Source organism: Aliirhizobium cellulosilyticum, from assembly GCF_014198105.1.
In the GTDB taxonomy this organism is placed as follows: domain Bacteria; phylum Pseudomonadota; class Alphaproteobacteria; order Rhizobiales; family Rhizobiaceae; genus Neorhizobium; species Neorhizobium cellulosilyticum.
Window position 1 is genome coordinate 194,691 of sequence record NZ_JACIGW010000003.1, and the last position, 14,290, is coordinate 208,980.

A 14,290-nucleotide genomic window follows, 5' to 3' on the forward strand; every position below is an offset into this window, starting at 1 on the left:
AGGCCTCCATATGACACCACCAAAGCCAAAAAACTGCTTCAGTCCTGATGAGCGATGGTGTCTGAAACTAAGTTGATAGCTTGAAGCGACGATTTGACCGAGCTTGCCGATCAATTCGTATAAGCAGGTCGAGACATTCGATGCTCGGCGGGTTGCTCGTTGGTGGCCGCGCCTACCTATTTCTTTGAGTATAGTGCCAAACCGAATGCTAGAAATCCAAGCCCCTGGAAAATAAGGTCAAAGGTAAGCATCGCGCCCAGAAACCATAGACCCACGCCCGGCCACATTGAGACCACAAGCAGTCCCACAGCCATCGAGGCTACCCCACTTGCAACAATCCATCCCCAACCCTTTTGCGCTCTTTCTCGAAAGCCGATTGCTATCCTGGCAATACCAGCCGCAATCATGAAGGCGGCGACGATCAAGGTAACATTCAGTGCCGATAGAAGAGGGTCATAGATCAGCACGGCACCCACCACGCCATAAAGAACCGCACTGAGGCCACTGAAGGTTTTTTGCTTCCAGCCACTCGTCGAGAAAGCATGGGCAACCTGCATGATGGCTCCGGCCAACATCATGCCCGCGATGTAGATCACGGATGCGAGAGTTGAGAGGAAGAGATTGGCGCTTGCGATCAGGCCTACCACTATCAGGCCGAAGCCGAGAGCCACAAACCATGCCCAGTTCGCCCTGGCTTCTTTAACGGAAGGCTCTAGGTCTGCACTGGCTGAGATCGTCGTCATTTGTTACCTCATTTTCTATGTTGAGCCACGCGAAGGTTCTTCATCAGCGTAGCAACAGGTTCCGATTAAGCTCGAGACTGGCTCGTGTCGGGTCAACGCGACCCAGCAAACTGGTGGTCACAGTTCACTTGCGGGATAGGTCTGGCGACCTCCGCTTCATCCGCCACGCTTACCCAGCGTTTCGTCAGTTCGTATGTGGCGTTTTCGGTTGCTTGCGCTCTGCACGCAGGGCTGTTCTATTATTACGTCCAGACACGCGAGCGAACCGGCCAGAAACCGCGATGCGATCTTCAAGGCGAGGAATTAGGCTGTCCAGTTTTTCATGGAGCCTTCGAATTTCGAGTTCAGCCTTGAGATTGACCTGATAGTCATTGGCGGCCCTTAAACGGTCCTTAGCCTCTTGCCGTCTTTGGCTCATCATGATCACCGGGGCTTGGAATGCCGCAATGGTTGAGAGGACCAAATTCAGCAGAATGAACGGGTAGGCATCAAACGCATTCTGCTGACCAAGCATTACGTTAATTGCCATCCAGATAGCCAGTAACGTGGCGAAACCTATGATAAAGCTCCAGCTGCCACCGAAACTCGCCACCATATCCGAGACCTTGCTTCCAAGCGTCTCGTTCTCATCGTACTCCGTTTCCGTGTTTTCGGTGAGCGTATCACTTGACGCAATACTGTCCGCGACCTCGGTCTCCAGTGACGTGAGTTCACCCTTATCCTCTTTCAGAAGGGCGAGAATGTACTGCCGAAGAAGGCCATGTACGCTTGCCCTGTCGACGCAATCGTCCGCCCGAAGAGAGGGGTACTGCCGTTTAAGATAGTCTGCCAATCCAGGGCGAAGATCGTGCACAAGAAGGACTTGCTCCGGTAAAATCGGAGCGCCCGAGATTGCATCAATCGACAAGCCATCTACCACGTGTTGTGAAGACTCTTTCAATGAAGCATCCACTATTCTTAGGCCTGGCATTACACGACAAGGCCAATTGGCTACAGGACTTCACCTCTGAAGCCCGGTTTGCCTTCAGAGGTGGTATTTTGTCGTCCGACCGCAGGGAATAAACCCTGGGGAGGGTCATTTTTCCGCGTGTAGCGTAAGCGAGGAAATCCCGACGGCCAGATTGATGCCTTCCTCAACTTGAAGGGTAATGGGCTGCAGCGAGATCGTACCATTGAGGCCACCAACCAAGACCTTTGCCCCGGCGCCGACGCCAAGTGCTGCATCAGCACTCACACCAGTATACGTCCCATTGAGAGAAGCATGGTCCCGAAATGATGGTGCAAAAACCAACCAGGTCATTTTTGCTTTGCTGATTTCACCGATATCCAACCCAAACTCGGTGATTTTTGCCTTGTAAGGTACCGTGGGTGCACCGTCAGCAGGGACAAACACACAGCTCGCCTCTTGCTGTCCTCCAATAATCACTCCGATGCTTGAAGAGACGTCACATTCGAGATGTCCGACTTCGGTGCTTGCGGCGGCCGCGGCACTCACGCAGCCGAGCGTTATTACGGACGCAACCGCTGTGGAGATGAGAAGGTGTCGCATGATGGTTTCCTCAAGTTACGGCCGTTTAGGCGGTGAGATACTGATCGAAATTCAGCTACGGGATCACGTGGATCTCTGAAGGTCCTACGTCCCTTAACGGTCTCACTCTACGATTTGAGTTCACCTGCAAAAATCATACTCAAGTGTCTTTGACGCTATCCTTTGGTCTACCCTGGCCCCTGGCACGTCTCAATCAAGCCAGAGGCTGCATTGTGCCGCCAGTCTAGTCGTCGACGCTAAGCGGCACCTTGGTATAGGTGCACGACACGAACGCACAATTTCAGGCCATCGATTAATGTCGCATGTTAAGCCACGGGAATGAAACCAATATCTGTGCGATGCCACACGACATTTCCATTAACCGCCCCATTTGATGACAAAGGTGAATATGTTGGAAAATGCCCCAATAGTTGCGGTTGTGGATGACGACCTTGGGATCCGCGAGGCGCTCGCGGATTTGATCATGTCCTTGGGCTATGAGGCGCGGGCTTACGCTGCGGGTGAGGAGTTTCTAAGGTCAAACCATCATGAACGGATCGGCCTCATGCTAGTCGATTTTGTTATGACGGGAATGAGTGGGATTGACCTAGTAAAGTGTCTTGCATCCCGTGGGACTTGCCCGCCCTTCATAATGATGACATCACATTGCGAGGCTAGGATACGCGACGCTGCAATAGCCGAGGGCGCGGTCGGTTTTCTATCAAAACCATTCGACACGGAAGTCTTGGTCATCTCGATACATGACATTTTAAAGGGCGAACCCAAAGTCGCATGAAGCGTGTCAAATTTCGCTAACACAAGAGGTCGCGAGAACCATTTCGAGTGGCAGGCACCCGCGGGGTCCTGCGCTCACATGTCCATTCCTCGCTGCCGTTTTGGCCGGTGAAGTTCCGGCTATTCGGACAATTCCATCGCTGTACGGTTCGTTCATAAGCTGGTCTAGCTTGCTTTTGCCGAAGTGGACGTTGGAAGCCTGACGATCCAAATCGGCTCCCTAACAAAAAAGGCTATCGGGCCAATCGTGTTGTTAATTCGTTTTTGGCTTGACGCCTTATGAGATTTCGCTGTGCAATATTGCTAACGCAATATGTCTCATCGTTTTGGTCAAGAAAAAGGTATCTGCCGGAAAATGCACGAGCGTCTTCCGCTGCGACAAGCTGTCTACGCATATGAATGCCGCAAAGCACGCCCTGGTGAAGGATATGCTGCGAAAATGGCGTGTGTGCGCGACGGCGATGGCTGCACTGCAGTGGCGATGCTTCTTCGCAGAGGGGCAGTTCGATCCGTTCTATGACCCGGCAACGAGACACCGGAAAGAAGGCGCCGAAGCTAGGCTCGGTCTCCTTCTCCAGATCTCTGGCTACTACAGTCTTGAATCATCTGCAGCTCGCAAAAAGCGGCTGCCCGAGATGATCAGTGGCCTGGTCGATCCACTGGCTAGTATGAAGGCTTCAATTGGAGCTGCTCAGGTCCAGATGGTTCGTGAGCAGGTTCTGGGAACTCTGAACAGCTTCATCTCAAATCGACAAAACGACTTCATCCGTTCGGTATTTGTATCGACCATCTCGGCCGATCAGCGACATGCGCATTTCGTGATCAACCGAATGAAGGCTTGGTTTGACCTTAAACGACCGCTCCACGTCAAAGGCGAATTGATCGCGATGTCGGTCCGGCGCCTTGCGCAAAACATCATGCGGCAGATTTTGCGGCGCCACCGGCTGCCGAGCTTCTCGCGCATCGGGATGGTGGTGGATCAACGGATCGCATCAATGGCTGCAGCCGAGAAAGCTAAATCGTTCGATTTCTGGCTGAAACTACAGATGGGAAGAGGACGTGGTGGGTCCCTCGCGATCCCGGTGAACGGTTATGAGCGCTTCAAACAGCGACGGGGGGAACGAAAGAAGTCTTTCCAGATTATCGAGGACCGCGAGACCGGGTTGTTCACCGTTGGCGTCATCACGGACGTCGGCAAGGCTTTTGCCGCATCGACGGAGTCCTACAGGCTAAACCCCGAGCGGAACGTTTCGCTGGACTTCGGTCTCACAACGATGTTTGCCACCGGTGACGGTGATCTCCTTGGCCGGAACTTTCTGGGCAGGCTTAAGGCGCTTGATGCCACGATCAGCGGCATAGCCCGGCACGTCCAGCGGTCCGGAGCCAAACCAAGGACTTCGGTGCGCTATCGGCGCCACGTTACCCGCGCCAGAGGCTTCATAACGACGGAAATCAACCGGGTGATCAACAGGCTGATCGCGACGCACAAGCCGACCAGACTGGTGTTGGAACGCCTGGATTTTCGCGTTCCAGGCCTGTCGAAACGCCTAAACCGGATCATTCAGAATTGCGGTCGCAGCGTGCTGAACACGAAGCTGGTCGCAATCCAGCAGGAGTTTGGCATCGAAAGCACGCAGGTCGTCTCGGCTTATACCAGCCAGACCTGTTCCTGTTGCGGCTATGTCGACAAGCGAAACAGACGCAACCAAGCGCGATTTGCATGCCTTTGGTGCGGCAACAAGATTCATGCGGATGTCAATGCAAGTCGTAACATTGGATCGGAACGTTTCCGATCATTCCCGGCGTTACGGCCTGGCTTTCGTAAGACAGTCCTTCAACTGCTCGTGCGCGAGCATCTGGAGCGACATACCCGGAGGATAGGGTCCCCGGCCGATCCGAGAGACGATAGTAGTTACTTCAACGATCATCGCCACCAGGTGAGGTACCTTCCGAGCAGTGCGCAAGCGCTGTGCGGCAAAACTCGTCAAGTTGAGTTAACAACATGATTGGCACGATACCCTTTAAGTCACCAGCCGTAACCTGGACCCCATGGGCCATCAAAATTAGAAAACTGATTTGGGCCCCACAGTCCCCAATTCCAACGCGCGTCCGCGTAAGTTTGGGCAGCCCAAAGCTGTTTGTTGGCAATGCGCTCTTGCTGGCGAGCCTGACGATATGCGTTGTATGCCGTCTGGGAGCCAACGTAGATGCATTTGCAACTGACCGGATCGGCATAAACGTAGCTCACGTTATCGCCCTTTGTCCTCGTGAGGAACTTGTTTGGGGGCAAACGATTCAGCATAGCTTGACGAGCGGGCGTGTTCGCGGGTCTGACTACGAAGCCAGCGGCCGCGAGGTCATTTTCTTTCGATTGGGTGCCGGACTCGGTCACGCACGAAGAGAGAGCTGCAGCCATCAAAAGCAGCCCCCCTGCGCTAACCGAAATAGAATAAATTTCGGGTCGTCTCGAATTCACTTTCGACATGCTCACTCTCCTAGTTTGGTGTTGTCGTTGTGAACATGCCTTGCAGGACGGCCTTGGCGTAATCATACGCATGGTGTTGCCGCATATTCCTTGGTATAGGTCACTCGGCGCGTAGTCTCAGAGCAGAAATGCCAACCGCGAAATTCAGTAGGCCATCCTGTGGGGTGACATCGGGTTCCAATACAACATCGAACAATGTGTTCTTTGCCAAGACCCGCGAATAGGGTGGCAGCCGCAAGTCATCAGGGGCTTCCACGGATTTGTAAGTGCCGATTAGCGACCCCATGGGAGACGACGCGCTAAACACTCTCCATCGCATCACTCCATCCTTGATTTCGGCCTTGTCAATCAGCCCGTCGGTTATAGTGCCCACCAGTTTCGTGCGCATACCGCCCTTATCCGCGTTGTACTGGCAAGCGACGTCTTCTTGCGACTGGATGGCCTCGTAGATCGGCACGTCCATATCACATTCGAGAATTCCAAGTGATTTCACGACATCGCCGTTAGCTTGTGCCAAATGCGGAAGGCAAACTGTTGAAATGGCAGTGGCAAGGATGAGAGTCCCTAAGTGTCTCATTGTTAATCTCCGTGTTGCTCCGAAAATCCTCTCGATTGAGGAACTGGTCGAGTATTGCGTGTCGTCAGATCGAGAAAAATCATCCAGACGTATAGGAGACCCGAGGAAAGCACGCCGCGTGGCGCCCGCGATGCGAGGCCTACACTTGCGTATAGATGCGCCAGCGCTACTGGACGATTAGTCTAGCCAGTGCGAGCTCTGCATCATGGTTCGGCAGTCAAGGACCACCGATGCTGTCGAGATGCACATCAGGATTAATGACGTAGCGGGTGAAAACCGGCATCAGGAAGCAACAGACATGTTCCCCTGTCGACAGATCTACAGCAGACGTATCTTCGCTCGCAGTACGGCCTCTGCAGTTATCGCAGCTTGTTTAATTCTGCAGATACCGAGAGTGGTTCATGCGCAAGCCATCAGCGCTTCATCGACGAGCATTCCGGTGCAGGTTACCTTGCCGACAGCCGAGGACGTCGCAGTCTACTTAACTGGATTAGGTACCGCACAGGCGGAGAACACAGTTTCCATAACTTCTCAAATCGATGGTGAAATACAGAGTATTCATTTCACTGAAGGTCAGCATGTCGCGAGAGGTGATCTGCTCGTCGTCATCGATCCACGTCCATATCAAGCGGCCTTAGATCAGGCTAATGCCAGGATCCAGCAGGACCAGGCTGATTTAGGAAATGCCAGATACCTGCTTGGAAAAGACACCACACTCGCTGCTCAGCAAATCGTTACGCAAGAAGTGCTCGAGCAACAACGTGCCCAAGTTGAAAATCTTGAGGCGCAACTCGCGCTCGATACAGCGGCTAAGGAAGCTGCCGAGGTTTCACTCTCCTACACGCAGATTAAGGCGCCGATCGATGGCGTGACGGGGATACTTGCCGTGGATCCTGGCAATCAAATCAGGGCTGCGAGTGGAACAGCAATCGTAACAATCACGCAGGTCGATCCGATTTCTACTATCTCGACCCTCAAAGAAGGTGATCTCGAGGAGGTCGAGGCCGCGATGCAATCGGGGTCTGTCCCTGTGATCGCCAAGTCCATAGGGCAGGCGAGGGTGTTGGCGACTGGCAAAGTGTCACTTATCGATAATGTGATTGATGAGGCAACCGGCAGCATCCGAATTAAATCGACCTTTCCAAATCCCAAGGGTTCTCTTTGGCCCGGAGAGGCTGTCTCGATAAGTTTGCGTGCAAAAGTCCTAGTAAACGCCTTAACTATCCCGTCTGCTGCCGTTCAGAGGGGGCCAGACGGCTTCTTCGTCTACGTCGTGGATGACACCGGCAAGGCACAAGTGAAGCCGATTTCAGTAGGCGAAACTCAGGATGAACGCACTGTCGTAACGTCAGGGATCTCATCTGTAGAAAAGGTAGTCGTCACCGGTCAGTACAGGTTATCGCCCAACGTGACAGTAACCCCTTCCGACTACGTCGCCGCGTCCCAGGTGAAGGATTGAAATGTCGATCTCAACCTGGTTTATCAATCGTCCGATCGCTACGTCCCTTCTTATGGTCGCACTGTTTGGTGTCGGCGTTGGCGCCTACCCGTTCTTGCCGGTTGCGTCTCTTCCCCAAATCGACTTCCCAACAATCCAAGTCTCCGCACAATTGCCCGGCGCCGATCCAAAGACGATTGCTACCTCCGTGACCCAGCCGTTGGAGCGGCAATTTGGTCAGATCCCTGGCGTTTCCCAGATGACCTCGACGAGCACGCTTGGGAGTAGCTCGATTACCCTTCAATTTGATTTGTCTCGCGATGTGGACAGCGCCGCTCAAGATGTTCAGACCGCGATTAGTGCCGCGGGCGGACAACTCCCCACGAATTTGCCGTCACCGCCAACGTATAGAAAGGTCAACCCGGCTGATCCGCCAATACTCATCTTGGCGCTGACCTCCACTACGATGCCCCTTACAGCTGTCGATGACTATGCCGAGAACGTCTTGGCTCAACACATTAGTCAGCTGAGTGGGGTGTCGCAGGTAGTGGTATTCGGGCAGCAAAAGCCCGCAGTCCGCATTCAGATAAACCCATCAGCGATCGCTGAACGTGATCTTGGGCTTGAGGATGTCCGCTCGGCGCTGACGGGTTTGTCTGCGGATGCTCCGAAAGGAACAATTCAGGGCTCTGCACGAACTTACACGATCTACGACAACGATCAGCTTTTGACTGCGGAAGGATGGAACTCTGCGATCGTCGCCTACAAGAACGGTGCTCCAATCCGAGTGCGAGATATTGGTCAAGCGATTGACGGTCCGGAAAACTCGCAGCTAGCGGCCTGGGCAAACGGCAACCCCTCAATTTTGTTGCCTATATTCAAGCTTCCAGGCGCGAATGTCATCGATACCGTTGCCGCAATCAAGGCAGCGCTACCGCATCTAGAAGCTATCTCTCCCGCGGCGATACAACTCTCCATTCTGAGCGACAGAACAGAAACCATTCAAGCCTCTGTCCTTGATGTAGAGACAACCTTGGCAATCACCATCGCCCTCGTCATCATTGTTATTTTTATCTTTCTGCGTAGTTTCTGGGCGACGGCGATACCGAGTGTCACAGTGCCTTTGGCTCTGATGACGACCCTAGCTCTCATGTACGTTGCTGGGTTCAGTCTCGATAATCTATCCTTGATGGCACTAAGTATCGCGATTGGTTTCGTGGTCGACGATGCGATCGTTATGATCGAGAATATTCAACGACACATCGAGCTCGGGAAGTCGCACATCCGCGCCGCGATAGACGGTGCTTCGGAGATAAGTTTCACAATCATCTCGATCAGTGCTTCACTCGTTGCGGTGTTTATCCCGTTGTTACTTATGGGGGGAATTGTCGGGCGGCTGTTTCAAGAGTTCGCTATCACCGTCACGATGACAATCATCGTATCCGCCATAGTGTCTCTCACCGTCACACCGATGATGGCCGCCCGTTTCCTCAAGTCAGAGCGTGAAGTTAGACACGGTAGGCTTTTCTTGGCCTTCGAAAGAGGTTTTGACGCGATCCTTTCCGGCTATCGCAGGACCTTGGACCTCGCACTGAGATTTCACGCCATCACCTTCTCGGTTTTCTTAGCTTCAATTGTCGCGACGGGAGTTCTTTTCATCCAGATCCCAAAGGGCTTTTTTCCTTCTCAGGACACTGGGCTGCTAATCGGTGTACTGGAGGCCGCGCAGGACATCTCTTTCCAAGCGATGGTTGACCACCAAAAGCAGGCTGGAGCGATCGTCGCCACCGACCCAGATGTCGCGACAGTTGGAATGGCTGTAGGTGGCGGTGCCGGACAGACCGTCAATACCGGACATATGTTCATTACTCTGAAACCAAGGGAACAAAGGTCGGCTTCGGCCTCGGAGATCATTCAACGGCTTCGGCCTAAACTCGCGGATTTGAACGGCGCTCAATTATTCCTCCAGGCTGCGCAAGACATCAACGTTGGTGGGCGCAGCTCCGCGACCCAGTACCAATACACCTTGCAGGATGGCGATGGTGACGAGCTCAATCAGTGGGCCGGGAAGCTTTTGATGAAGCTGAAAACGCTGCCTGAGATAACTGATGTCGCCACGGATCAGCAAAACGGCGGCGCGACTGTGACGTTGGCAATTGATCGAGACCAGGCCTCACGATTTGGAATCACGGCACAAACTATCGACAACACGTTGTATGATGCCTTTGGCCAGAGAGAGGTCGCTCAGTTTTTCACGGACGTAAACAGTTACCACGTGGTGTTGGAGCTTGAGCCACAGTTTCAGTCCGGACCAAGAGCAATTGACGGGATCTATATTAAGTCACCCCTCACTGGAGAGCAGGTGCCTTTGAACCTCTTGGTTACCCAGTCAACTGAACCGACAGCTGTTCTATCCGTAACTCATCAAAGCCAGTTTCCATCGGTAACCCTATCATTCAATTTGGCAAAGAACGTCGCTTTAAGCGAGGCGGTCGCTGCGATAGAGAAGGCGCAGGCTACGATCAGCACGCCCGAGACGGTCACCGGCACCTTTCAGGGCAGCGCCCAGGCCTTTCAGTCGTCACTAGCGTCGGAACCGCTTCTCGTGTTGGCCGCGTTGTGTGTGATCTATGTGATCCTTGGAATTCTGTATGAGAGTTACATACATCCACTTACAATTCTCTCCACCCTCCCCTCGGCCGGACTGGGTGCGCTAGCTATTCTTTGGGCTTTCAACTTTGACTTCACCATCATAGCGCTCATCGGCGTAATTCTGCTGATAGGCATAGTCAAAAAGAACGGGATCCTCATTGTCGATTTCGCAATCGAGGCGGAGAGATTGCAGGGAATGGCGCCCGAGGAAGCAATCAGGACAGCGTGCTTGCTTCGCTTTCGGCCGATAATGATGACAACATTCGCCGCCCTCTTTGGAGGCGTTCCGCTGATGCTCGGCACAGGAACGGGTTCGGAACTTAGACAGCCACTAGGCTACACCATCGTTGGTGGTCTCATCATCAGCCAGATGATGACGCTATATACCACCCCCGTCGTCTACCTCTACCTGGAAAGGTTAGCGTCGCTCGTTTCCCGCCGTAGACCTTCAATCACCGTACCTCCTGAAAATAGCAATGTCGACTGAGATCAAGTGACGACAAACTATTCCAGAGAGTCGAGGAGGTCGTTGGCAAGACCCACTGGCTGAAGCCGGTTTTCTCCAATGTAAAACCCATGAAACACGACTTTTAGGCAGCACCCCATGATCGTCCGAGAAAAACCCAACCTACTACGGCTATTTTTTATCGTCCAAGGCTCGATTGTCCCCCGCGTCCTTCCGCACCTGATCTTCATCACGGTGCTGTCCATTACGATCGTATTTGCCCGAGAGCACTGGCCAGCAAAAACCTTCAAATTCGACGGCGCTCCGTTTTCGTTGGTCGGGATCGCGCTATCGATCTTTCTGGGATTTCGTAACAGCGCTTGCTACGATCGGTGGTGGGAAGGCCGTAGGTGTTGGGGTCAACTCGTCACCAGCAGTAGAACCCTTGCAAGACAGACGCTTTTCATCGAACGCCTCGGTCCCGAGGCATCGGGGTCACGGTCGAGGGTACTGAAGAATTGCTATGTGTTCGCCCATTCTTTGGTGTCACGTCTTCGTCCAGACAGCGGGTATAGCACGACGGCGAGCGGAGCGACCAAAGAACCAGAACCGTCTAAGTCAGCATCGGGTCTCGAACCTGACCAGATACTGACGTCAATCATGGATGAATTCACAGAACTTCGAGTTCGCAAGCTCATTTCTGATCACGACTTCCAGATGTTTGATGCCACGCTCAGAGAAATGACCCAGATGCAGGTTGCCTGTGAGAGGCTCAAAAACACTCCACTGCCATTTGGTTACACACTTTTGCTTCATCGCACGGCCTACGCATTCTGTTTCCTCATACCTTTCGGCTTTGCAGACACCTTGGGTTGGGGAACCCCGATCGTAACCGCGTTGATTGCTTACACATTTTTTGGATTGGATGCTCTAGGGGACGAACTGGAAGATCCCTTCGGTCACCATCCAAACACGCTAGCAATCGGCGCGATTGCTACGACGATCGAGATCGAAATGCGACGTGCGGTTGGCGAAACGAACCTTCCCTCAGCGCCTCAACCTCGTGATCATATTTTGGTCTAACGTCATCAGTGGAATGTCGCATTAGCAAGCGCAAAAACCTTAGGCGATTGCTTCAAATATGGTGGGCAGCCAGGCTAACCTCAGGGATTTCGACGCATCTGGACGAGGAACCACCGATTCTACAATCACCAGGAACGTAAGAGCGCTAGCCTTTGAAAGGTATCAACCAACGTCAAACTAGGAGCTCAAGGTGGATAAACTAAATCCGGAAATAGCTGATTGTATCGAGAAATGCCTCACCTGCTATTCGACCTGCCTGCGAACCGCCACGGTGTTTAAGCCGACTACTAGCGACACCGTTGCTGCAAACGCACACATCCGGCTGATGCTCGCGTGCGCTGAAATGTGCAGGACGTCAGCTCACTTCATGATTCTCGAAACCCCACACCACAAGCACACTTGCAAGGAATGCGCAGAGATTTGCCTCGAGTGCGCGGCGGCTTGTGAGAAAACTGGAGGAATGCAGGACTGCGTTGATGCTTGCCGTGCTTGCGCTGAAAGCTGCTCGATGATGGCTGCCTAAGCCTCATCCACGTAAAGCGATGCACACTGACAACGTGTGCATCGCTTTACGCAGCCGTTGCCGACTAGCGAACAGAACATAACAACCAGTTGAGGGCGCCAGAAGTTGCGCCCTTTAACAACGTAAGCAAACCTGGCCTCATTCAGTCATCCAGGTGAAAGCCCTAGAAACCCGTTACCGTAGGGGTAATCCGATGCTGTTCAGAAACGGACGTGCCGAGTTTCTCGAAACGCTTCACACCGTTTGCGAAGCTCAAGAGAACTTAATTGACTGCAATCAGGTGATTTGGAAGACAGAGTATCTCACTAAAATGCATCGACACTATCATTACTACGGAATAGGCCGAGGTGGCCATACCTCGATGGCGGGGCATGAGCTTAACGATAGGGAAGGAATCAACCGCGGTGCTGACCCCGAAAACATGTTGTTCGTGATGTTGGATTTTGAACGAAACCGCGAAATAATCCCTTACCTTGGCCAATGGACTAAAGCGCGAGACATCCTGAGGAACCTTGATGTTTCAGACGATGAAGCCCCGGAGGTCGTTCGCCTGTCTATGGAGAAGCGGGGCCAGACGCATCGAGGGCAGAAGCTGGTGGTTGTCACCGATGTCGCTTACATTGGATTCCGAATGTCCGCGCCACGGAGCGTTCACGCGTCATTGGCGCAAATGCCAGAGATTTCTCCACAATGGTGCCGGGATCGGCACTTCATTTCCGGACAGGCAGCAACGGCAAGGCAAACCGAATGGATGCCGACCCGTTAAAGCTTCCACGGTAGTATCGTGGTCCTTCGCCGATTATCACGCGTGCACGGCTCTTGGATTGAACTGCTCGCCTTCGCTCCAGTTTTCCATGAAGTTGACAAGCTCCGGGTCGAGAACCTGTGGAAGCACGACTTTGAGTGATATCAGCATATCCCCATGACCACCAAACCTGTTTGGATAGCCTTTCCCCTTCAGCCGGAGCGATTTTCCAGAGCTGGAATTTGGTGGGACAGTTACAGCTACCGCGCCTGTAATAGTTGGCACCTCCACTCGTCCACCAAGTACCGCCTCGCGGATCGAGATTGGCACCTCTGCTCTTAGGTTATCACCGTCAAGACTGAAGCGCTTATCAGGTAAAACATGGATCTCGAACAGAGCATCTCCTGCTGGGCCATCAAAAGCACCAGATTGCCCCCTGCCCTCTATCTTCAAAACTTGACCATCGCGAATGCCAGCAGGAATTTGGAGATCAAACGTTCCAGTGGAAGCGTTGATTGTCTTCGTCGTTCCTGCACCAGCATCAATGAGGCTCACGTCCAGCTTATAGCGAAGGTCTTGTCCCCGCCGTGGTCTATTCGCACTACGTCCCATATCTGAAAAATAGGTGGAGAACAGATCGTTGACGTCCCCGAAATCGGCGAAATCTCCGGAGCTCCGGTGAAACGCGGTGTCGCCGCCTTTGGGCGAACGCCGATGCGCATTACGAGTTGGTACCTCCGTGCCGTCACCATCAATCTCACCACGGTCAAAACGGCGACGGTTCTCTTCGTCGCCAAGGATCGCATACGCAGCGGACACCTGCTTGAATCTCTCCTCCGCATCTTTATCTCCTGGATTCAGGTCCGGATGCAGTTTCTTGGCGAGCTTGCGGTAGGCCTTCTGAATTTCTTTTTGTGTCGCGGTCCTCGCGACATCTAACGTCTCGTAAGGATCAGCCATGTTCATCTTATCCCGTGAATTTTAAGATGGACATTAGTCGCGAAGCGCCTGACCACAACTAAACCAAAGTCTCGGTTTGGTCCGTTTCAACTTTGAACACATGCTTCAGATACCTTGTTCCGATCGGATCGTGCGAAGTGTTCCATCGGGAGCGTAACCCACTGTAGCGGCATGCGATCTCGCGCATCGGATTGGCGATTGCGCCCCCTCGACAAACTAAAAATCGGAAACCTGAGAAATCATCAAGAACTGAAACCTCCAACCCAAATAGCTTGACGGTCATCAACCAAGGCATGTTCCCGATGCCGATGACTTG

At 53.1% G+C, this 14,290-nt stretch carries 13 protein-coding genes; 7 read left to right on the plus strand and 6 right to left on the minus strand.

Annotation, left to right across the window (positions count from 1 at the left end):
• Nucleotides 1-176: 176 nt before the first annotated feature.
• The 3 genes from GGE33_RS15370 to GGE33_RS15380 form a co-directional block, all read right to left on the minus strand.
• Nucleotides 177-743, minus strand: a complete 567-nt coding sequence (locus GGE33_RS15370; RefSeq protein WP_183824591.1) for an HdeD family acid-resistance protein — start codon at nt 741-743, stop codon at nt 177-179.
• Nucleotides 744-927: 184 nt separating this feature from the next.
• Complete coding sequence (locus GGE33_RS15375; protein WP_246436136.1) at nt 928-1,683, minus strand: DUF1003 domain-containing protein; 756 nt, start codon at nt 1,681-1,683, stop codon at nt 928-930.
• Nucleotides 1,684-1,818: 135 nt separating this feature from the next.
• Nucleotides 1,819-2,292 (minus strand): DUF992 domain-containing protein, encoded by a 474-nt coding sequence (locus GGE33_RS15380; RefSeq protein ID WP_183824598.1) that lies wholly within the window; start codon nt 2,290-2,292, stop codon nt 1,819-1,821.
• A 373-nt stretch (nt 2,293-2,665) separates the two neighbouring features.
• On the opposite strand from GGE33_RS15380, the gene GGE33_RS15385 reads away from it, so the two are divergent.
• On the plus strand, nt 2,666-3,067 hold the full coding sequence (locus GGE33_RS15385; protein ID WP_246436138.1) for a response regulator transcription factor: 402 nt from the start codon (nt 2,666-2,668) through the stop codon (nt 3,065-3,067).
• Between the two features lie 394 nt (nt 3,068-3,461).
• On the plus strand, nt 3,462-5,072 hold the full coding sequence (locus GGE33_RS15390) for a zinc ribbon domain-containing protein (protein WP_183824602.1): 1,611 nt from the start codon (nt 3,462-3,464) through the stop codon (nt 5,070-5,072).
• A gap of 20 nt (nt 5,073-5,092) precedes the next feature.
• Here the strand turns inward: GGE33_RS15390 and GGE33_RS15395 are convergent, their stop codons facing one another.
• Complete coding sequence (locus tag GGE33_RS15395; protein ID WP_210303673.1) at nt 5,093-5,551, minus strand: hypothetical protein; 459 nt, start codon at nt 5,549-5,551, stop codon at nt 5,093-5,095.
• 100 nt (nt 5,552-5,651) lie between these two features.
• Nucleotides 5,652-6,128 (minus strand): DUF992 domain-containing protein, encoded by a 477-nt coding sequence (locus GGE33_RS15400; protein WP_183824605.1) that lies wholly within the window; start codon nt 6,126-6,128, stop codon nt 5,652-5,654.
• A gap of 205 nt (nt 6,129-6,333) precedes the next feature.
• Here GGE33_RS15400 and GGE33_RS15405 point away from each other — a divergent pair, with 205 nt between their 5' ends.
• From GGE33_RS15405 to GGE33_RS15420, 5 genes are all read left to right on the plus strand, one after another.
• Complete coding sequence (locus GGE33_RS15405; RefSeq protein WP_183824609.1) at nt 6,334-7,587, plus strand: efflux RND transporter periplasmic adaptor subunit; 1,254 nt, start codon at nt 6,334-6,336, stop codon at nt 7,585-7,587.
• A gap of 1 nt (nt 7,588) precedes the next feature.
• A complete protein-coding gene (locus GGE33_RS15410; protein WP_183824611.1) occupies nt 7,589-10,705 on the plus strand; it encodes an efflux RND transporter permease subunit in 3,117 nt (1,038 codons plus the stop codon).
• A gap of 117 nt (nt 10,706-10,822) precedes the next feature.
• Nucleotides 10,823-11,746 (plus strand): bestrophin family protein, encoded by a 924-nt coding sequence (locus GGE33_RS15415; RefSeq protein WP_183824615.1) that lies wholly within the window; start codon nt 10,823-10,825, stop codon nt 11,744-11,746.
• Between the two features lie 190 nt (nt 11,747-11,936).
• Entirely contained in the window at nt 11,937-12,269 is a 333-nt protein-coding gene (locus GGE33_RS27510) for a four-helix bundle copper-binding protein (protein WP_343062469.1), read from the plus strand.
• 193 nt (nt 12,270-12,462) lie between these two features.
• On the plus strand, nt 12,463-13,035 hold the full coding sequence (locus GGE33_RS15420; RefSeq protein ID WP_183824618.1) for a hypothetical protein: 573 nt from the start codon (nt 12,463-12,465) through the stop codon (nt 13,033-13,035).
• A 36-nt stretch (nt 13,036-13,071) separates the two neighbouring features.
• On the opposite strand, the gene GGE33_RS15425 is transcribed toward GGE33_RS15420, so the two are convergent.
• The gene (locus GGE33_RS15425; protein WP_183824621.1) at nt 13,072-13,974 is read right to left on the minus strand and encodes a DnaJ C-terminal domain-containing protein; all 903 of its coding nucleotides are present in this window, start codon (nt 13,972-13,974) and stop codon (nt 13,072-13,074) included.
• Nucleotides 13,975-14,290 lie beyond the last annotated feature (316 nt).